Consider the following 20,606-nt stretch of genomic DNA (forward strand, 5'->3'; position numbering starts at 1 on the left):
CGTCGCCGTCCAGCCCGGTCCCCGGACCTGTGACCTCCTGCGGGTCCAGCCCGAGAAACGCGCAGTAAAGCGCCGTGGAGGGCGTGGTGTTGGATATGCCCATATCGCCGGTACCAAGCATCCTGATACCCGCTTCATGCGCCTCGTCAGCCAGCCGCACGCCCAGCAGCAACGCTTCGAGGCATTGCTCACGGGTCATGGCCGGGCCAGCGGCGAGATTGGCAGTGCCGGGGGCAATTTTCGCCTGAATGAGATTGGGATGCTCGTCGTACCCGCCGCCGCAGGAACCGGCGTCCACCACATAGAGCTGTGCGCCCACGGTCTTGGCGAGCACGTTGATGCCCGCCCCGCCGTTCAGAAAGTTGAGCACCATCTGGCGGGTCACTTCCTGTGGGAAGAGGCTCACGCCCTCGTCGTTCACGCCGTGGTCCCCAGCAACGGTGTAGATGCGCGCCGGATCGACCCCGATGCGCTCCGCGCCTTCCTGAATCATGAATATCTGCCGGGCGAGGTCTTCGAGCCTGCCGAGGCTGCCCTTGGGTTTGGTCAGATCGTCCAGACGGGCCTGCGCGCGCTCACCCTGCGCCGGGTCGAGCGGACGGATTGCCGCTGTGACGGAATCAAGTCTTTCTTGCATGTACTACTCCTCAATTGTGAGAGGGGATATACACCCGCCCACAGGGGTTTGCAATCATCACGGCCGGTTGCCCGCCCCCGGCTTTGGTGCTATTCCACGGCTTGAGGAATCTCGCATGGGTAAGGACATCTGCATCATACACGCGAACTGTCAGGGTGAACCGCTTCTGGAGCGGCTGCTTCTCTGCCCGGAGTTTGCCGACCGCTATGATTGCACCATTGTCACGAACTACGTGCGCGAACCCATGCCCGAGGCACTTGAAAAAGCCTCGCTCTTCCTCTACCAGCACCTCGGTGACCACTGGGGTGATCTGGCCTCGGACGCGGTCCTCAGCCGCCTGCCGAAGGGAGCCCGCGCCCAGTGCATCCCGAATATGGTTTTCCTCGGCTACTGGCCGCTTTGGGACTCGGCACCCGGCTTCGACTACCGCGATAAACGGCTCGACCAGTTGCTGGACATGGGCCTGCCCGACGAGGAAACCCTGACCCTGTTTCTGCGCCAGCCACCCAGAAAGCACCACGATCTCGACGCACTGCTGGAGGAGACCTTCCGCCGCGAAACCGAACGCGAGTCGCACACCACTGTCAAATACCTGGATTTCATCCGCGAGCACTGGCGCAAACGCAGGCTCTTCAACACCGTCAACCATCCCGGAGCCGAGTTGATGGCCCTTGCCGCCCAAGGCGTGCTTACCCAGCTCGGCCTTGAGTCGCCATCAAAGGAAGAAATGCTGGCCCTCGGCGAGCCGTTTCCAGAATTCGAACAGCCCGTGCATCCGCTCGTGGCCGCCCATTACGGGCTGGAATTTGCCGGACCGGACACCCGCTACCACGTCTACGGCAAAGACATGACCTTCGCCACCTATGCGGCGCATTACATCGACTGCCGCAAAAACGGCATCACGGATTTCATCGCCTACCTGCGAGTGAGGGCCGCCAATGGCTGAACCAACCGTCGCATGGGTCGGGGGCATCTATTTTCGGGAAGATTTCGCCCGGCAGGGCTTCAATGTCATCCCCGTTACCTTCAGCACCCCGCGCGCACTCACATGGGATGCGCTTTGTGAGGAATGCGGTCAGGAGCCGGACATCGTGGTCTACAATGACCGCAGCTTGCCCCCGCCGCTGGCCGGGGTGGAATCCTTCCCCTGCCTGACCGTTTTCTACTGCATCGACTCGCACATTCACGAATGGTATCCGGCCTACGCTCAGGGGTTCGACCTCTGCGCGGTGAGCCTGCGCGACCACCTGCCGCGCTTCCGGTTACGGCTGGCCGAAGACCGCGTGTTCTGGCTGCCGCCCTACCCCATCCGGGACGAACATCCGCCTGCCGACCCCGTGGAGCGGGAATGGGACCTGCTCTTTGCAGGAACCGTGAATCCGGAGACCACTCCCGAACGGCACGCCTTTCTTAAAGAACTGAAAGAGCGATTTCCCGGTCTCGTCGTACGGCAGGGCGTTTTTTCCGAGCTGTTCCCCAAGGCAAAGGTCGTCTTGAACATCGCCGAACGCGGGGATCTTAATTTCCGCGTTTTCGAGGCCCTGGCAACGCGCTCCTGCCTGCTGACACCGCAGGTCGGGCACGGGCAGAACGATCTTTTCGAGGACGGCAGACACCTGTTCACCTACCCGTCCGGCGATGCCGAAGCCGTGGCCCGTCTTGCCCGTGACCTCATCGGCAACCCTGAACAATGCGAGACCGCGCGGGAAGCGGGATACCGCCGCATCAACGAAGGCAATCGCCGTGAACACCGGGCCGCCCTGCTTGCAGAACGCATCCGCAGGCTGGACCGCCACGCCGTGGTTGCGGATCGGATCGCCCGCGCAGATGAAATCAAGGCCCGGCACACCCGGCTGATCTACCTGCACTGGGCCAACGCGGAACAGGCGACTCCCCTCGGTCACGTTTATCTGGCGGCGGCGAAAAAATAACCAACGCGCCCAATTCCGAATAATAAAAAAAGGCCGCACGGGGGGCGGCCTTTGATCGTCAATATGGCAGAATGCTATTTCTTGCTTTCACGCGCCTTGCGGAGCCAGTCGTACCACTGGTCAAGATTGTCGCCGTTGCGGCAGGAAATGGGCAGAACGAGGATGTCCTTGTTCAGCTTGCGTGCGTGGGCGGTGGCGCTTTCAAGGTCGAAGTCCACATACGGCAGGAGGTCGACCTTGTTCAGCAGCATGACCGAGGAAATGTGGAACATGAACGGATACTTTTCCGGCTTGTCGTCGCCTTCGGTCACGGAAAGAAGCGTGATCTTGTGATCCTCGCCCACGTCAAACTCGGCCGGGCACACGAGGTTGCCCACGTTTTCCACGAAAAGGATGTCCAGCTCGTCGAGGTCGAAGCTCTTGAGGCTATCGAGAATCTGGCCGGAGTCGAGGTGACAACCGCCCTCGGTGTTGATCTGCACGGCCTTTGCGCCGGTGGCGGCAACGCGCTTGGCATCGTTGTCGGTCTGCAGGTCGCCTTCGATCACGGCCATTCTGAACTCGTCGCGAAGGTCGGTGAGGGTGCGCTCCAGCAGGCTGGTCTTACCTGCACCGGGAGAGCTCATGAGGTTCAGGCAAAGGATGTTCTTTTCCCTGAAAATCTCCTTGAGCTGGGTGGCGATGCGGTCATTGGCTTCCAGCACGTTGCGAACTATGGGAATTTCAGCGCTCATATCTACTCCTTGTGATCCCGGCCCCTATTCGGAGTCGGCAGGTTCTATGCTGTCGATGTAGAGTTCCTTGCCCTCCAGAACTTCGTGGCCAAGGACCTCTTCACATTCCGGGCAGGGCATGTAGCGGCTGTGCTCGGGCACGAATTGTGTGCCGCATTTGCCGCAGGCCACCTTGAGCGGCACTTCCTCAACCACCAGCTCGGAGCCATCGAACTCGGAGATGCTGGGGGTCAGCGCGTCCCAGGCGAACACGAGCGCCTCGGTGACCACGCCCGCGAGTTGTCCGTTCTTAATGGTAACGCGCTTGAGGCGAGCGATCTTCCGCTTGGTCATTTCATCCCGGAGAATGTCCAGAATATTTTGTGCGATAGACATTTCATGCATGGGGATTCGGCATACCCCAAATCTGCTCTGGCGGCAAGAAACACCTTGAAAAGTCACGCTCCCGGTAGGAAATGAATCGGGCCCGCCCCCCCGTTCAGGGAGCGGGCCCGGAAGCATCAGTTCGGAGCGCCTCTAGCGGGCGATCATGTTGCGCAGGGTGTCCACGCAGTTTTCGCAGCTATGCCCCATGTCGCCGAGGCATTCGCAGAAGTGGATGAGCTGGTAGATGTCCTTGAAGTCGAGATCCGAGTTGTAGATCTTCTTGACCAGCTTGTTGGTGGAGCGGCGGATGTCTTCGCGCTCATGGCGAACTTTCCGATACGTCTCCTTGGTGCCCTCTCTGTCGAGGGTCTCCCCGTACACAAGGTCAATGGTAGCCTTGAGGGCCGGGCCGAGCAGCTCGGTGGCGTTGCGTACGCTGTCCAGCAGACCGATGAGGTCCTTCTGCATGTCCGTGGGAACGTCCACGGGACGCATGCCCAGCCAGTGCAGGGCGTCCTGCGCCGCGTCGAGGATGTTGTCCTGAAACTTGGTGTAGTTCAGGAAAAGCGCCTTATCCACAGCCATATACAGCCCCTTGGGCAGATGGTTGCGGATGTTGCGCTTGATCTTGTCCGCGTGATTCTCGATCTGGTCGATGGTCTTGGTGAGTTCCTTGAACTCACGGCAGACACCGCCGGAGACATAGCACTCCAGCGAGTCGTCGATGGTGGCGATGCACTCGGCGATCTTGTCGTAATGCTCCACCAGCCCGTCCATGGGGTCGCGACGTGCGAGCAATCCGAAAAACGGCAATCTCAGATACATTTATTCCTCCGCTATTCCAGAATGCTAGTAACACACAAATTTCAACAATTCAAAAAAGATGATGCTGGTAATCGCCGCAATGGGAACGGTAAGCACCCAGTACAGCACGATCTTTCCGAGCACCCGGAAGTCCACGGCGCGGAAGCCGCGGGCCATGCCGACGCCCACCACCGCGCCCACCGCTGCATGGGTGGTGGAGACGGGCAATCCGAGGTTGGAAGCCACCAGCACGGTGCTGGCCGCCCCGAAGTCCACGGCAAAGCCGCGGGTGTTTGTCAGCTGCGTGATCTTGCCGCCCACGGTGGCCATGACCTTGTGACCAAGCAGCGAAATACCTACGGCGATCCCCACCCCGCCCAGCACGAGCATGGAAATGGGCACCTGCGCCTGTGCCAGAAGCTGATGTTCACGGGCGATGAGGTAGATGGCCGCTACCGGGCCGATGGCGTTTGCCACGTCGTTCGCGCCCTGCGAAAGAGCCACGTAACAGGAGGTGCCGACCTGCATTTTGCGGAACACGCCCTCCACGGTCTCCGGACCTTCCTCTGCGTCACGCACCAGCCGGGAAACGAGCAGTCGACCAGCCCAGTACACGCCCAGCGAGACAGCAGCGGCTATGGCCAGCGAGACGCCCCACGGCAGAGACAGACTCTTGCCCACCGGCGTTTTGTAAAGGAACGAAAGCATGATCAGGGCCACGGTGAGGGCTATCCAGAACGGCGCCCATTTGCACGCCTGCAGAATGAAATGCTTCTTGTAGAGAATCTGCCGACGGATGCTGGTGAACACGAAGTAGCCGATGGCCGAGGCAAAGAAGGGCGAGATGATCCAGGAGAGCACGATGCCGCCCATCTTGAGCCAGTTGACCACGTCCGCGCCCCCGGCCACGATGCCGAAGCCCATTATGGCCCCGACGATGGAGTGTGTCGATGACACGGGCAGCGATGTGAGCGTGGCCACCAGCACCCACACCCCGGCCGCGAGAAGGGCCGCGAACATCCCGATCATCACGATTTTGGGATCGGAGATGGAGGCGGGGTTGATGATGCCCTTGGAAACGGTCGCGGTGACGTGGGAGCCGAGAAAGACCGCGCCCACGAAGTTGAGAATGCTGGCAATAAAAACCGCCTGCCGCACCGAGATGGCCTTGGCGCCCACGGCGGACGCCATGGAGTTGGCCACGTCGTTGGCTCCCAGGTTGAAAGCCATCATGAACCCGGCGCCGAGCGACAGGTAGAAGAAGATGTCGTAGATGTCCATTGATTCCCCCCTCCGGCCTGGAGGGTTTTCCATTAGTCCAATGAAGCGGCCTTCAGGCTGAAGCAGAACCTCGCTCCGCTGCCGTCCCGGCCGTAGCCGTCATGCCAAATCTCGCCACCAAAATTCTTGACGATTCTGCGGCAGATGGCCAATCCGAGGCCCGAGCCGCCCTCTCCGTCAATGGTGTTCTCGTCCACGCGGTAGAACCTGTCGAATATCTTTTCGCTGTGTTCGGCAGAAATCCCCGGGCCTTGATCCTCGACGCAGAACCGGACCTTGTCGTCGCGCTCCGAGCCGTAAATGCGGATCTCGCCCCCCTTCGGGCTGTATTTCACCGCGTTCTGGATCAGGTTGTGGAAAATATGTAAAAGCCCTTCCTCGTCACCCATCACGGAAAGGTCGGAATCCTCGATCTCCACGGCAATGGAAACGTCTTTCTCCGAGGCCAGCGGCGTGACGGTGATGACCGCCTGCTCCAGAGCCTCGCGGCCCGAGACCTGCACGCGACGAAACGCCTTGCCCACCTGCTCGGATTTGGCGAGCGCGAGCATGCTGGAGATGACCCCGGTCATGTGGTTGGCGTTCTTGAGGATGATCTCAAGGAAATAGCGGGCGCCCTCGAAGTCCTTGGGCGGGCTGTCCAGAAGCGTCTCGGCGTAGCCCTTGATGCTCGTCAGCGGCGTCCGCAGTTGGTGCGAGGCGTTGGCCACGAAGTCCTTGAGTCCTTTTTCGGCGCGTTTCATCACCGTGATGTCATGAAAGACGAGGATGATCTTACGGCCGCCGTTGTGATCGGTGTAGGGCACGGCCCCGACTTCCACCACCCGGTTGTCCATGAGGTCGATGATCACGCTGTTCACGTCCTCACCTTCGTTCTTGAGCAGGCTGTCCACGAGGTTCTGCACCTCGTAACGCCGCGTGACCTCGATGGGGGTCCTGCCCCGTGCCGTGGCGGGCATGGCGATCATGCCGTCCAGCGCGGCATTGTAGGACTCAAGGCGTCCGTCCGCGTCAAGGGTCATGACGCCCTCGTTCATGCCGTCGAACATGGCCCGGAGCTGGCCTTTCTGGTCCTCGATGGTGCGGATGTGCCGCCCGATCTTCTTGGCCATGGCGTTGACGGAGTGGGCCAGCGGCGCAAACTCGCCGCCCGGAACCACCCGGATGCGCTTGTCGTACTTGCCCTCGCCTATCTGACGGGCGACGTTGGAAAACTCGGTGATGGAACGGCTCATGACCCGCGACAGCAGCGCTGCGAGGCCGCAGGCCACGCCGACGGTGATGAGCATTATCCAGAGAAAGTTGCGGCGCAGGTCGCCGAGGCGATCCCGCACGAGAGAGAAGGGCGCGGCGACGCGAAGCACCCCGTCGGGCAGGGAGGACGTGGCCTCCATTCGCCAGGCCACGTAAATCATATCCTTATGCAGAGTTGCGGATTGTCGGCGGTGCATGCCCCGGCCGTCCGCCATGGCCGTGAGCACCTCGGGGCGAGTGCTGTGGTCCTCAAGCTCGGAGAGTCGGTCGAAGTCCACCTCGGAATCGGCCACCACGCGCCCATCGACAATGTAGGTGATTCGGATGCCCTGCCGGGAGGCGAGCTGATCCACCCACTCGTCAAAGGCCTTCTCGGACTCGAAAGGACCGTGGTCTTCCACCAGCCAGCGGACGGTGTTGAGTTGGCCCCAGGAGCGGTCTTCGGTCTCGGCAAGGAGCTCTGAACCCACGATTGCCGTACTATAATAAAAGACGACCCCCATGGCCGCCAACAGGAGTGCCCCGCCCCACAGCAGGACCCGCATTTGGAAAGACTGAAATACCATCGTCGCTTCCTTGTTATCCCGCGTCAGGGACGCGCGACACCTACCACAAATGTTACAGTTCTGAAACAATCTTTTGTTACGATTGTGTTACACGCCACGTTCATGGGCCATGATGGGCCGAAAGCGCGCTTCCTTCGTGACAAAAGGGTGAAAAAAAACCGGAGAGTCGGCAAACTCTCCGGCAAATCCTGTCACAGTTATACTCAATGACCCGAAACCATTATGAAATCCGTGCTTTGCGCCGCAGTGTGGCAGGCAATGCAGCCCTTGGGCTTGCCAGCCATGAGCGTGGTCCCGTCTGGCGTGTACTTGGCCCAGAACCAATCCCCGGCCTCGGGGTTGTAGCCTTCCACCTTGTACATGACCGTAATCGCGGCCAGCTCCTTGTCCGCGTTGTAATTCTCCTTCACGATCACGGCCCCGTCGCCCTTTGGGTGCCCGGCTTTCACGGCCACGTCATTGGCGTAGACGATATGATAGAGACCATGCGGCGCGCTGCCTTCCTGCATGCCCTGATGGTCCGGGAAGAAGGCCCACTGGCGATACGGCTCCGACTCGACGATGCGCTCCCAGAGCGCGTCAGGATCAGGATTCATGTCGGCCTGAGCCATACCGCAAAGACACAACAGGGTCACTGCGACCCCCACTAGCAGCTTTCTCATTAAAAACCCTCCGCAAATGCGCTTTATCCGTCCTGTCTGCGGCGTGCAGGCCTTAACGATACCGCCCGTCTCCGCATTCCCCATGGTTTTCATTATTTCATGAAAACGCTCCATGAGACAAGCCGCAACACGAATTTGGGCCGCTTTGAAACAGTCCCCGGACTCCTTGCCCCATTCTGTGCAACAAAAAAACGGGCGCGGCCACAGCCGCACCCGCCTTTCGCGAAAGGAAATCCGCCCTTAGATGCCGCGCATGCAGTTCATGAGCTCCTCGCTCACCTCCACAAAGACAACGCCTCCACGTTCCTCAACACGCACGTTGCGTTCGGGAATAAGGGCCATGTCTTCGGCCACGTCGAGCCATTTGCCCAGCAGCCACTCGGGAGTGACGCCTTCCTTGTCCAGTTCTTCCTTGGGATAGTTTTCCGCTACGACCCACTCGCTCATAGCCTTGCTCCTTTGTCGACCAGCCGCGCCGCCACGCGCACGGCAGCCGGTTATTCGTTCAGAAACGCGCGCCGGTTCAATCCCAGCACGCAGAACACTTCATATGTAATGGTTCCCCACCAATCGGCAAGATCCTGCGGCAAAATACTTCCTTCACCCGGACCGCCGAGCAGCCAGACGTCATCCCCCGTTTTGGGGAGGGCTCCCTGCTCTGCAAGGGCGGAAATGTCTACAGCGGTCATCTGCATGCACACGCGGCCCACTATCGGGCAGCGCACGCCGCCGATGTTCATGAAGCCGGTATTGGAGAGCCCCCGGCTGTAGCAGTCAGCATATCCCGCGCCCACCACGGCCACGGTCATGTCCCGCTCGGCCGTGTAGGTATGGCCGTAGCTGATGCTTACGCCCTTGTCCAGTTGGTGAACGTGCAGGATGGGCGCGCTCACGGCCATGGCGGGCTTCAGTTCCGCACCAAGGTGTTCCCACTCGGTCCCGGCGAATGGGTTGCCGCCGTACAGAGCGATGCCCGCGCGCTGCGAATCGTGATGGCAGCCGGGATGCCCCATGATTGCTGCAGAGTTGGCAAGATTGGCCTCCACCCGGAAGCCCGAGGCCCGCAGGTCTTGGACGATCTCGCCGAAGGTTGCCGCCTGCTTCTCGGTCATGGAGACCCGCTCCGGCTCGTCTGCCACCGCAAGGTGCGAACTGGCCATGACCGGCACCACGTTGGGGCGGCCACGAAGAAATGCCTTGAGTTTGGGCAGGTCCTCACAGGTGAACCCGAGGCGGGACATGCCGGTATCGAACTTGAGGCTAACGCGCACCGGGCGGCCCTCTGAGTGATAGGCCAGCCGGGCCAGCGTCTCGAAATGGCCCACGAAGCCGATGATGTCGTGCTCGATCATGGCCTCGCAATCGTCCTTGTCCACCGGCCCAAGCAGGGCGATGATCCGGCCGGGAATTCCGGCCTCCTTCAACTGCACGGCCTCATGCACGTAGCCCACGGCAAAGGTTTCCGCGCCTTCGGCCACAAGAGCCCGTGCGGTCTCGATCAAACCGTGCCCATAGGCGTCGGACTTGATGACGGCGATGATGTTGCCGCCCATGGATTTCATCTGCCGGTAGTTGTGCCGGATGGCGTCGAGGTCGATGTGGCACAGGAGCTTGGAATAGGTAATGGTCATGGCGGTTCGACTACTTGCGTTTGAATAGTTTTTCCAGATCGGCCGCACCCCAGCGAAGCACGGCAGGACGCCCGTGCGGGCAGTACTCGCGCTCCGGGCAGCGGACCCACTCGTCGAGCAGGGCGAGGGCCTCGTCGTCGGCCAGCGGCTGTCCGGCCTTGATGGCCGACTTGCAGGCCAGCATGGTCCAGAGTTCTTCGATGCCCCGGGACCGCTCGGCCAGTGCCGCGGAAAGATACTCCTTTGCCCGCCCGGCATCAAGCGTGGGCGGAACGCCCTTGACCAACAGTCGGCTGGTGCCGTCCCGCTCCAGCAGGAAGCCCATGTCTCGCAGGCCGTCCCAGAGCGTTTCCAGCGTCTCGGCCTCGGAGGGGTGCAGGGCCATCTCCAGCGGAATTGCCAGCGGCTGGGCATCGCCCCGGGTGCGATCGCGTCGCATGGCCTCAAGGATGATGCGTTCATGGGCCGCGTGCTGGTCCACCAGCGTCAGCCGCCCGCCCTCGCGGATCACGAGATAGGTGTCGGCGACCTGCCCGAGGTATTCCAGCCCGGTCCCGGCCAGCGGCCGCTCTTCGCGCCGGGAATATGCTTGTTCGCGACCATCATCTTCAGGCTCCAGAACGCCGGAGGATTCGGAAGGCGCGACCGGCAGCGGAATGTCGCTGGTGGAAGGACCGCCGTAAGAGCTGCGGTATTCGCGGTACGAGGAAAACTTGGGGGCTGAACCGCCGGGCGTGTGGGCGCGCTTGCTGAGTGTTCCGCCACCTGCCGGAAGATCGCGGTCCTCCATAGTGCGCGGCGGCATCTGGGCTGCCTGTGGTTCAGTGCTGCCATATCCCGGGGCTGCGGGCGCGCCGCTTTCGGCATTGGTCAGCGCCTGCACCACGCCGCGCCTGATGGCGGAAAAAACCGCCTTTTCGTCCACAAAGCGCACCTCCATCTTGGCGGGGTGCACGTTCACGTCCACCTGATCCACCGGCAGGTCGAGGAAGAGGCAGGCCTGCGGGTATTCCCTTGACAGCAGCATCCCGCATACGCCTGCCGCACAGCGCGGAGCATGACCTTGTCGGCCACGGCGCGGCCGTTCACGAAAAGAAAGATGCGGTCCCCGCGAGACTGGGCCTGCGCCGGGGCACCAACCACGCCATGAACACGGTAGCCTTCACGCTCTGCATCAAAGGGCAGCAGCCCCTCGCAGACCTGCGGCGGCCAGAAGGCGGCCAGCCGCTCGGCCAACTGTTGCCTCGGCGGAAGCCTGAGCGTCTCCCGACCGTTGACGGTCAGGGAGAACCCGGCGTGCAGGTGCGCCAGCGAGATACGCGAAAGGATGTCCGTGCAGCGCTTGTGCTCGGTGGGGTCTGTCTTGAGGAATTTGAGCCGCGCCGGGACGTTGGAAAACAGGCCGCGCACTTCCACGCGAGTCCCGGCGGCCAGCGCCGCAGGGCCGGACCCTTCCACTTCCCCGGCGCGGACCTCCACGAAACTGGCCTCGTCCGAGCCTTCTGCGCGGGAAGTCATCTTGAAATGCGACACCGAGGCGATGCTCGGCAGGGCCTCGCCACGGAAGCCGAAAGAGCCGATGGCGGTCAGGTCGCCGAGTTCGCGAATCTTGCTGGTGGCGTGGCGGGTGACGGCGAGCTCCAGTTCATCGTGAGGGATGCCCCAGCCGTCGTCCTGCACCACGATGAGGGTGCGGCCGCCCTGCTCCAGCACCACGTCCACACGGGTCGCGCCCGCGTCGAGGCTGTTCTCCACCAGCTCCTTGACCACGCTGGAGGGCCGTTCAACGACCTCGCCCGCGGCGATCTGGTTCCTGAGGCCCGGCGGCAGCGGGCGTATATGTCTTCGGGTGCTCATATCAGAATTTGAGAATGTCGAAGCCGACTTCGATGCGGTTGTTGCCCGGCGTCTGCGAGAATCCGAGGTACACGTCGTAGCACTCGCCCTCGAAGGTCAGCCGCACGGTTTTTTCCAGGTCCTTGCTGCCCGCGAAGTCGCGGCGGTAGTCCGCGCCGAGGGTCACGTTCTTGGCGAGCCTGAGGGAGCCGCCGATCTTGCCAACGGCCATGGCTTTCTCGCGGTAACGCTTGTACTCGTCCACCGTGCTGAGCAGGTCGAAACCGATGTAGGCCTCGCCGATCTCGTCGTCGTGCACGCGCACCGTGGTCTCTGCCTGGGTGATTTTCTGAATGTACGGGGACCACCAGGAGCGCAGCACCACGTCCACATAGTCGTCGGGCCGCACGATGACCTCGGCCATGAGGTCGGAGAGCGGACGGCGCGCGTACTCGTCGCGCATATCGTCGCGCTGGGCCTCGTTGCGGTCGTAGCTCTGCTCCAGCCGGACGCTTGCGAAGTCGAGATAGTCGGTGGTCAGGTACGGCACCGGTTCGCCGTCGTCCCCGCGCCGCAGGTGCACGGTCTCGCGCTTGCGGGTCAGGATGTTCGTCAGCGAGTAGGTGGTCAGATCCTCGGGGGCCAGCCTGTCGCGCGAATCATAATAGGGCAGCTTCTCCTGTCCGCCCATGCTGTGACGGTACGTATAATCACGCGCGGGATGACGGTGTGGCGGATGCTTCGCCACGAGCTCTGCCCGGCGTTGGCGGCCCGAAGCTGCGGCGAACCGCTGACCTCGTAGATACGGCCCAGCTCGGTGAACATGGATACGGCGGCCTCCCACCCGAAACGGGTCTGGCTGCCGGGCTTGGTGCTGTTGGTTTCCGTATCAAACCGTGAATTGGAACGGTTGCTCTCTTTTTCGTGAGAGGTGGTGTCGTAGAAGGTGGCATAGACGCGCGCCCGGGGGATGACCGTGACGAACTTGCTGGCCAGCGGCAGGCTTATCTGCGGCCGGGCGTCAAGGCGATGGCCCGAGTCGCCGTAGCTGCGCTGGAAATAATCGTATTTGAGGGAACCGTCGAACTCCAGCGGCGTGCCCGGAATGGTATCCTTCCACGCAAAGGCGTCCAGCTCGGGCAGCGTCTGCACAGTGGGGTCGTCCTTGCTGTCGCCGTTGCCGTTTCTGTATTCGAGGTTCTGCCGGTACTGGACCTTGCCCGCCACGCCGAAACGGTCCCAACTGCGCGAGGCATACAGGGTGTTGGTGCGCAGGGTGGAGTCCGCGTCGTCGATGTCGCGGCCGAATTCATTCACGAACTCGTCACGGGTCTTGTCAAAACCGGTGCGACCGTGACGGAACTCGCGCAGGTAGTTCTGGTCGGAAACAAGGTCGATGTCCGCGAGCACCTTCCATTTCGGAGAATAGAGCCAGCCGTCGTATTTGCCGCGCACCCACCAGCGGTTGCGGTTGCTGCGGGTCAGGCCGTCGCCCTGAAAAGTATCATCCTCGTCGGATTCTTGTGTGGCCCGCTCATTGTCCACCAGCCAGTTGGCCTGCCACATGCCCTTGGAATTTTCGTCCTCGGTGTGTCGAAGCTCCACGCCGTGCATCAGGCCGCGCTTGCTCATGAATTTTTCCGAGACGGTCACGTCCATCTCGTCGTTGATCACCCAGTAGTAGGCCATGTCCATATTGAAACCCAACCGGGAACTGGAGCCGAATTCGGGGAAGAGAAACCCGCTCTGCCTGCCGCGCTGAGCCGGGAGCGAAGCGTACGGCAGATAGGCCACGGGGAGGTTCTTGACCCTGAAGGCGGTGTGGTAAAGGCGCACGCGGCCGTCGATGGTCACGTCGCCCTCGGAGGAAGTCACGGACCATGCCGGACTGTCGCCGGAGCAGCGGGTCACACGGGCGTTCTTGAAGGTATAGCTGCCGCCCGGCTTGCGCTCGATCATCTCCGAGTCCACATAGACGTGCGGCTTGGCCACGAAGGCACGGCCGTTCTTGAGCCAGCCGAGCATGTTGTTCAGGTCGAACTCGGCCTCGTCGGCCTCAAGAAAGTCGCCCTCCCAGCGGGCGCGGACGTTGCCGCGAAGGAGAATCCAGCCGGTCTCGCGGTAGTAGCGGGCAAAGTCCGCCCGCACGAGGTTCGCCCCCATGGACAGGGTGCAGTTGCCCTCGGCCTCGATGTACTCGCTGGTGTGCTGCGCGGAGACGCGATCAGCCGAGAAGGTCCACTTGTCGGGCTCCTCCTCGGCTCGCTTCGGCATGTCGGGCACATATGCGCGTATCCCGCTGAGAACCCGGTCCTTGCCCATGAGCACGGCGGGTAGCGTCAGCAGGATAAGCGCAGAGAGCGCTGCCAGCAGCGCCAGATTTCGCGAGCGTGATTTCAATGCGTCCCCGATTCTCCGACCTTAGGGTTTGAGGTACGGATCGTCCTGCGCCAAATAGTTGCGCACGTAGTCGGACGCGGCTTCCTCAAGGGGCGTCATGGCCGCGTCGTATCCGGCCGCGCGCAGCTTGCCCATCTCGGCCTGCGTGAAATACTGGTATTTGTCCCGGATGGATTCGGGCATGTCCACGTACTCGATATCCGGTTCCTTCTCCATGGCGGCGAAAGTGGCCAGCGCGAGGTCCCGGAAACTCCGGCGTTGCCGGTGCCCACGTTGAAGATGCCGCCCACGTCGCGGTGCTCCAGCAGCCAGGCCATGATGTCCACGCAGTCCTTGACGTAGACGAAGTCGCGGGTCTGGCCACCGTCCTCGTAGTCGGAGCGGTGGGAGCGGAAGAGCTTGAGCTGACCCGAATCCCCGATCTGGGAGAAGGCCTTGCAGATCACGCTCATCATGTCGCCTTTATGGTACTCGTTCGGCCCGAAGACGTTGAAGAACTTGAGGCTGGCGATATGGTCCAGCAACCCGGCCCGCTTGGCCCAGAGGTCGAAGAGCTGCTTGGAGTAGCCATACATGTTCAGGGGCTTGAGCGCGTCAATGCCGTCCTCGTCGTCGGAAAAGCCGTGTTCCCCGCCGCCGTAGGTGGCCGCGCTGGAGGCGTTGATGAACCGCGCCCCGTTCCCTACGCAGAAACGGCAGAGGTGCTGGGTGTAGCGGTAGTTGTTCTCCATGAGGAAGTCGGCGTCCAGCTCGGTGGTGGCCGAACACGCGCCCATGTGAATGACCCCCTCGGTCTCGAAGGGGTCGTCTCCGCTGATAATCATCTTGAGGAACTGGTCGCGGTGAAGGTAGTCTTCATATCGCAGGTTTACGAGATTCTTCCACTTTTCCGATGTGGACAGGTTGTCCACCACCAGAATGTCTTCAATGCCCATGGTGTTGAGTTTCCAGACCATGGCGCTCCCGATGAACCCTGCGCCGCCGGTAACAATATACATTCCGTTTCTCCCGGAAGGTTTCGCTGATTTATGGCCGCACGCGGCAAAACGTCTTTTTATACTGCGTTACAGCGCAGTTCGCAAGGTTCGTGACGGTCATAAGAAAATTGACATTGCCATGATTTTTTACAAACCCCACTTGATTCGCGCATATATCTGGCCTAATGTTAAAACTCGTCAGTTCCCGCGTAGAAGCATTTACCGTTCAACAGGATAAGGAGCGAAATCATGAAACAGACCCGTCTCTTCACTCTCTGCCTTGCCATGCTCTTGACGCTGGCGATGGCAGCAGGCGTGGCCCATGCCGAAATGGTCAAGAAGGTGGACAACTTCATCATCTTCGTGGACCAGTCCGGCTCCATGGCTCAGAAACACGACACGCTGGGCAAGACCAAAATCGATCTCGCCAAGAACGCCGCAGCAGCCATGAACAAGGCCATCCCGGAACTGGATTACACGGGTGCTCTGTTCTGCTTCGCCCCGTTCGAAGCGCGCATCCAGCCCACCGCCTACAACGAGGCAGCCTTCGGCAAGGGCATTGCAAACCTGCCCGACGACTTTGACATCTTCAACCGCAACACCCCCATGGGCAACGGCCTGATGGACATCGACCCGGTCATCTCCGGCATGTCCGGCAAGACTGCGGTCATCATGTTCACCGACGGCGACTCCAACTACGGTTCCGACCCGGTGATGCAAGCCAAGGCACTGTACGCCAAATACGGCGCCAACCTCTGCCTGCACATCGTCAGCCTCGCCGACACCGACCACGGCCGCATGGTCATCGACCAGATCCGCGCCCTGTCCGGTTGCTCCGTGAACGCTGAAATCCCGAAATTCTTCGAACCCGCCGCCATGAGCAGCTTCGTCAAGGACGTCTTCTACGAAGAAGTCGCCGCCGAACCTGCCCCGGCTCCGGTCGAACCTGCAGCGATGACCATCTCCTTCGACCTGCACTTCGGCTTCGACAAGTACAAGATCACCGACGAGATGATCCCGGTACTCGAAGAAGTGAAGATGCTGCTTGAAGAGAACCCCTCCCTCAAGTTCGAAATCGCCGGTCACACCGACTCCACCGGTACCGAAGCCTACAACCAGGGCCTGTCCGAACGCCGCGCCGGCTCCGTGCAGACCTGGCTTGTCGAAAACGGCATCTCCGCCAACCGCCTGACCGCAGTGGGTTACGGCGAACTCAACCCGAAATACGACAACGGCACCCGCGAGGGCCGCAGGCTCAACCGTAGGGTTGATCTCCTGAGCAAATAATCGTATTGTCCCCCTTGCGGGCGCAGCCCGCGCCCGGCAAGGCTTTTCATTACGCGGAGTTGGCATGAAATCCATGGTACGCATCCTTTTTTCGACACTCATCATCACGGTTTTGGCGACCGGTTTTGCGCTTGCGGGAAACAGCAAGTCCGAAACGGTTGTCGCGGCCGCCGAGCCCGGCAAGACGCAGGGGCAGGCGCTCAAGCCGCGCGTTGACAAGGAAGTGGCCAAAATGCATGCGCATTTCAAGCGCTTTGCCCAAAGCCGCATCGCCTCCCTGAACAGAAACCACCTCCATTCCCGCTCCCGCATGAAAGTGGAGCAGCAGCCCGACGGTTCCTGGCGCGCCCGTTACCACGAGTTTGCCGCCAATACGGAGCGCTGCCGTGTGCGCAAGAAGGACAGCAAGATCATCCCCTTCACCGGCACGATGATCCTTGAAGAACGCGTCTACGAGTCCGTCGGCGAGTCCCGAACCGATTGCCGCTCCGGCGAATTCCGCCTCGTGGAGCGCAAGCCCAACTACGTCATCTTCCGGTTCCAGAACGGAGCCTGGAAATAATACCCTGCACCCCATAGGATTCACGGCCGTCCGCACCTGCGGAAGTCTCTGTTACGCTCTCTGCACCGCAAGGAGGTTGCTGCATGTTTGTCGGGTTGAAAATGCTCAAGGATTTCGTGACCGTCTCCCCTGACACCCTTGTCAAGGACGCCCAGAAAAGCTTCGAGGACAACAGGCTCTGGATGCTGCTCGTGGTGGAAAACGAGAAGCTCGTCGGCTATGTCCGAAAGGAAGACGTGAACGCGGCTCTGCCGAGCGTCATGACCTCCCTCGGCAAGCACGAAATCAGCCACCTCATGAGCAAGCTGACCATCAAGGAAGTGGTCCGCAAGGACATCAAGACCGTGACCCCGGAGACCGAGATCGAAGCGGCCGCGGACATGATGTACGAGATGAACCTTGCCGGGCTGGCCGTGGTGGACGAGAAAGGCGACCTCATGGGCTACATCAACCGCTCGGTCATGCTGGAAGTGCTGGTGGAGGAAATGGGCTACCGCGAAGGCGGCAGCCGCATCACCATCGAGACCGAGGACAAGTTCGGCGTGCTCTATGAAGTGGCGGGCATCATCGCCAACATGAAGTACTCGATCATCTCCACGTCCACCTTCTTCCACGGCAACCGCCGCATCATCGTGTTCCGCGTGGCCACCGAGGACACCTCGGAAATCGAAGCCGCACTGAACGAGCGCAAATACAAGCTCGTGGGACCGGACGACTTTTCCGGCGACTGGCAATAAAGCTCTCGCCGCGACGAAAAAGAAGAACCCCGGAACGGCCATGCCGTTCCGGGGTTTTCGTATCCCCAGCGTTAACTGTTCAGTGCTAGTCGTTCAGGGCCTCGTAGACCTTGCCAACCAGACCTTCGCCCGGAGTCAGGGTCTTCTGGCCGGGTTCCCACTTGGCCGGGCAGGCTTCGTTGGGATTCTCGCGCAGGTGCACGTTGGCCTTCATCTTGCGGACCAGCTCATCGGCGTTACGGCCCACGTTGTAGAAGTTGGTCTCGGAGGAGACCAGCATGCCGTCCGGGTTGATGATGAACGTGCCGCGCAGGGCAAGGCCGGTCTCGTAGTCCCAGATGTCGAAGAAACGGGACACTTCGCCGGTCGGGTCGGCAGCCATCTTGTATTTCACGTTCTCCAGCAGGCGCTCGTCGTTTTTCCACGCCATGTGGGTGAACTTGGTGTCCGTGGAGACGGAGATCACTTCGGCGCCCAGCTCTTTCAGCTCGGCGTGCTTTTCAGCAAGGTCCGCCAGCTCGGTGGGGCAGACAAAGGTGAAGTCCGCGGGGTAGAAGAACAGGACCACCCACTTGCCTTCCTCGCGCAGTTTGCCGAGGTCGACTTCGCCGAAGAACCCTTCCTCGGGATCGAAGGTTTCCATGGCAAAGGCCGGAACAGGCTGGCCCACGCGGGCGAAATCAATGTGCTCATGCTCGTGTTCGTGTCCACAACTCATATTCGTTCTCCTTTTGTTCAAATTGGTTATCCATAAATCAGGAATGATTCCTATTTAAAGAACCCTCCTTTGCATGTCAACCCGTTTTTTGAAAATTCCTGCCCCTTCAACTCCGGGGCCTCATGATGTATGTAGACGAACCGGATGACGGGAGGAGCTTCAACGCACTCCCCTAACACAAACCAAAAGAGAGAGTCACGCGGATGAATCACGGCTTCGAGAAGATTCGCGAAGAAAGAATAGAGGAACTGGGAAGCGTCGCACAGGTCTGGCGGCACAAAAAGACCGCCGGTCGCGTGCTTTCCATGATTAACAACGACGAAAACAAGGTCTTCGGCATCAGCTTCCGCACACCGCCTGAGGATTCCACCGGCATCGCGCACATTCTGGAGCATTCGGTGCTCTGCGGCTCGCGCAAGTATCCGGTCAAGGAGCCGTTCGTGGAGCTGCTCAAGGGCTCGCTCCAGACGTTCCTGAACGCCATGACCTTCCCGGACAAGACCTGCTACCCCGTGGCCAGCGCCAACCTTGCCGACTTTTACAACCTCGTGGACGTCTACCTCGACGCGGCATTCTTCCCCCTGCTGGACGAAAACCGCCTCAAGCAGGAAGGCTGGCATTACGAGCTGGACGACCCCGAAGGCCGCATGACCTACAAGGGCGTCGTCTACAATGAAATGAAAGGGGCATACTCCAGCCCGGACTCACTCCTTTACGAATACTCCCAGCAGTCGCTCTTCCCGGACAACACCTACGGGCTCGACTCCGGCGGCGACCCGTTCGTCATCCCGGACCTGACATGGGAGCAGTTCAGCGAGTTCCACCGCACCCACTACCACCCGTCCAACGCCTACGCCTTCTTCTACGGGGACGACGACCCGGAAAAGCGGCTGGAAATCCTTGACGAATACTTCAATCAGTTCGAGCCCCTGAGCCCCGAATTCTCGCAGGTGCCGCTCCAGCCCCGCTTTGAGAAGGCCCGCGAAGTGCGCAAGACCTTCCCGGCCTCGGCAGGCAACACCAAGTGCATGTTCACCGTGAACTGGCTGCTGGCCGAGACCGCGGACGCCAACCTGAACCTCGCCCTGCACATTCTTGAGCACATCCTCACCGGACTGCCCTCCTCGCCGCTGCGAAAGGCGCTCATGGACTCCGGCCTCGGCGAAGACCTCGCGGGCGTCGGCCTTGAAGCCGACATCCGCCAGATGTTCTTCTCCGTGGGCCTCAAGGGCGTGCACTCGGCCAACGCCATCAAGATCGAATCGCTCATCCACGACACCCTCGTGGGGCTGGTCAAAAACGGCATCGACCCCAAGGACGTGGAAGCGGCCATCAACTCCGTGGAATTCGACCTGCGCGAGAACAACACCGGCAGCTACCCGCGCGGCCTGTCGCTCATGTTCCAGACCCTCTCCACGTGGCTGTACGACGATGAAAAGGGAAACCCCGGCGACCCGCTCCTGCTGCTGCCCTTCGAGGAGCCGCTCAGAAACATCAAGGCATGGGTGGCCGAAGGCGAGAATATCTTCGAGGAGCTCATCTCCCGGCTGCTGCTCCACAACCCGCACCGCACCACCGTGTTGCTGGAGCCGGACGAAAACCTCGGCAAGGAGCTGACCAAGAAGGAACGCGGCCGCCTCGCCGAAGCAAAGGCCGCCATGAGCGACGAGGACCTCAAGCGGGTCATCGAGGAAACCGCGGAGCTGCGCCGCCTTCAGGAAGAACCGGACGACCCCGAGGCGCTGGCGAGCATCCCGCGCCTTCAGGTTGCCGACCTGCCTGAAAAGAATACGCCCATCCCGGCCGAGACCGTCGAGACCGGCGGCGTCCAGTGCCACTATCACGACCTGCACACCAGCGGCATCGCCTACTTCGACCTCGCCTTCGACCTCTCCGGCGTGCCAGACGAGCTGTTGCACCTCGTGCCGTTGCTCGGCCGCACCCTCGTGGAAGCCGGCACAAAGAAACGCGATTACGTAGACCTCTCCCAGTGGATCGCCCGCACCACCGGCGGCATCTCCCCGCAGGTGCTCTGCCAGCCGGTCCTCGGCTCGCCCGAGGCAGCCGCGCGGCTGATCGTCCGGGTCAAGGCCACCGGCGACAAGCTCGACGAGACCGCCGACATCCTCAAGGAGATTCTCACCGAAGCCCGCCTCGACGACCGCACGCGCCTGCGCCAGATGGTCTCCGAATCGCTGGCGCGCCTCGAGCAGGCCCTTGTGC

18 protein-coding genes and 2 pseudogenes are annotated in these 20,606 nt (G+C 61.2%); 6 read left to right on the forward strand and 14 right to left on the reverse strand.

Going from position 1 to position 20,606, the window contains the following annotated elements; genetic code table 11:
• Positions 1–637, reverse strand: a 637-nt coding sequence (locus tag JCM12178_RS12790; RefSeq protein WP_172677132.1) for a nicotinate-nucleotide--dimethylbenzimidazole phosphoribosyltransferase, incomplete at its 3' end; no start/stop codon positions are given.
• Between the two features lie 115 nt (positions 638–752).
• On the opposite strand from JCM12178_RS12790, the gene JCM12178_RS12795 reads away from it, so the two are divergent.
• Both JCM12178_RS12795 and JCM12178_RS12800 read left to right on the forward strand, forming a co-directional pair.
• On the forward strand, positions 753–1,583 hold the full coding sequence (locus tag JCM12178_RS12795) for a WcbI family polysaccharide biosynthesis putative acetyltransferase (protein ID WP_054651898.1): 831 nt from the start codon (positions 753–755) through the stop codon (positions 1,581–1,583).
• Positions 1,576–2,568, forward strand: a complete 993-nt coding sequence (locus JCM12178_RS12800; protein WP_054651899.1) for a glycosyltransferase family protein — start codon at positions 1,576–1,578, stop codon at positions 2,566–2,568. Before JCM12178_RS12795 ends, JCM12178_RS12800 begins: the two co-directional genes overlap by 8 nt.
• A 74-nt stretch (positions 2,569–2,642) precedes the next feature.
• Here JCM12178_RS12800 and hypB read toward each other — a convergent pair whose 3' ends face one another.
• From hypB to rfaD, 12 genes and pseudogenes are all read right to left on the reverse strand, one after another.
• Positions 2,643–3,302, reverse strand: coding sequence for a hydrogenase nickel incorporation protein HypB (gene hypB, locus JCM12178_RS12805; protein WP_054651900.1), 660 nt, complete (start codon positions 3,300–3,302; stop codon positions 2,643–2,645).
• A 24-nt stretch (positions 3,303–3,326) separates the two neighbouring features.
• The gene (locus JCM12178_RS12810; RefSeq protein ID WP_054651901.1) at positions 3,327–3,686 is read right to left on the reverse strand and encodes a hydrogenase maturation nickel metallochaperone HypA/HybF; all 360 of its coding nucleotides are present in this window, start codon (positions 3,684–3,686) and stop codon (positions 3,327–3,329) included.
• A gap of 132 nt (positions 3,687–3,818) precedes the next feature.
• Entirely contained in the window at positions 3,819–4,493 is a 675-nt protein-coding gene (locus tag JCM12178_RS12815) for a DUF47 domain-containing protein (RefSeq protein WP_054651902.1), read from the reverse strand.
• A 24-nt stretch (positions 4,494–4,517) separates the two neighbouring features.
• Positions 4,518–5,753, reverse strand: coding sequence for an inorganic phosphate transporter (locus tag JCM12178_RS12820; protein WP_054651903.1), 1,236 nt, complete (start codon positions 5,751–5,753; stop codon positions 4,518–4,520).
• 32 nt (positions 5,754–5,785) lie between these two features.
• Positions 5,786–7,477, reverse strand: a complete 1,692-nt coding sequence (locus JCM12178_RS12825) for a HAMP domain-containing sensor histidine kinase (RefSeq protein WP_245628761.1) — start codon at positions 7,475–7,477, stop codon at positions 5,786–5,788.
• 299 nt (positions 7,478–7,776) lie between these two features.
• Positions 7,777–8,235: a cytochrome P460 family protein gene (locus tag JCM12178_RS12830; RefSeq protein WP_157054914.1), complete on the reverse strand. Its 459-nt coding sequence runs from the start codon at positions 8,233–8,235 to the stop codon at positions 7,777–7,779.
• Positions 8,236–8,475: 240 nt separating this feature from the next.
• Entirely contained in the window at positions 8,476–8,682 is a 207-nt protein-coding gene (locus tag JCM12178_RS12835) for a hypothetical protein (protein ID WP_054651906.1), read from the reverse strand.
• A 50-nt stretch (positions 8,683–8,732) separates the two neighbouring features.
• Complete coding sequence (alr, locus tag JCM12178_RS12840; RefSeq protein WP_054651907.1) at positions 8,733–9,866, reverse strand: alanine racemase; 1,134 nt, start codon at positions 9,864–9,866, stop codon at positions 8,733–8,735.
• Between the two features lie 10 nt (positions 9,867–9,876).
• Positions 9,877–11,723, reverse strand: a pseudogene (gene mutL / locus JCM12178_RS12845) (DNA mismatch repair endonuclease MutL).
• A gap of 1 nt (position 11,724) precedes the next feature.
• Entirely contained in the window at positions 11,725–12,393 is a 669-nt protein-coding gene (locus tag JCM12178_RS19855; RefSeq protein WP_245628762.1) for an LPS-assembly protein LptD, read from the reverse strand.
• A complete protein-coding gene (locus tag JCM12178_RS12850; protein WP_245628763.1) occupies positions 12,330–14,102 on the reverse strand; it encodes an LPS-assembly protein LptD in 1,773 nt (590 codons plus the stop codon). The genes JCM12178_RS19855 and JCM12178_RS12850 overlap by 64 nt, the downstream gene beginning before the upstream one ends.
• A 21-nt stretch (positions 14,103–14,123) precedes the next feature.
• Positions 14,124–15,100 (reverse strand): annotated as a pseudogene (gene rfaD / locus JCM12178_RS12855) (ADP-glyceromanno-heptose 6-epimerase).
• 228 nt (positions 15,101–15,328) lie between these two features.
• On the opposite strand from rfaD, the gene JCM12178_RS12860 reads away from it, so the two are divergent.
• The 3 genes from JCM12178_RS12860 (at position 15,329) to JCM12178_RS12870 (ending at position 17,665) form a co-directional block, all read left to right on the forward strand.
• Positions 15,329–16,366 carry an OmpA family protein gene (locus JCM12178_RS12860; protein ID WP_054651908.1) on the forward strand — a complete coding sequence of 346 codons (1,038 nt, stop codon included), beginning with the start codon at positions 15,329–15,331 and terminating at the stop codon, positions 16,364–16,366.
• A gap of 64 nt (positions 16,367–16,430) precedes the next feature.
• Positions 16,431–16,928, forward strand: a complete 498-nt coding sequence (locus JCM12178_RS12865) for a hypothetical protein (RefSeq protein WP_054651909.1) — start codon at positions 16,431–16,433, stop codon at positions 16,926–16,928.
• Positions 16,929–17,011: 83 nt separating this feature from the next.
• Positions 17,012–17,665 (forward strand): CBS domain-containing protein, encoded by a 654-nt coding sequence (locus JCM12178_RS12870; protein WP_054651910.1) that lies wholly within the window; start codon positions 17,012–17,014, stop codon positions 17,663–17,665.
• An 85-nt stretch (positions 17,666–17,750) separates the two neighbouring features.
• Here the strand turns inward: JCM12178_RS12870 and JCM12178_RS12875 are convergent, their stop codons facing one another.
• Positions 17,751–18,383 carry a peroxiredoxin gene (locus tag JCM12178_RS12875; protein ID WP_054651911.1) on the reverse strand — a complete coding sequence of 211 codons (633 nt, stop codon included), beginning with the start codon at positions 18,381–18,383 and terminating at the stop codon, positions 17,751–17,753.
• 203 nt (positions 18,384–18,586) lie between these two features.
• On the opposite strand from JCM12178_RS12875, the gene JCM12178_RS12880 reads away from it, so the two are divergent.
• Positions 18,587–20,606, forward strand: a 2,020-nt coding sequence (locus JCM12178_RS12880; RefSeq protein ID WP_054651912.1) for an insulinase family protein, incomplete at its 3' end; no start/stop codon positions are given.

The organism is Salidesulfovibrio brasiliensis JCM 12178, assembly GCF_001311825.1.
In the GTDB taxonomy this organism is placed as follows: Bacteria; Desulfobacterota; Desulfovibrionia; order Desulfovibrionales; family Desulfovibrionaceae; genus Pseudodesulfovibrio; species Pseudodesulfovibrio brasiliensis.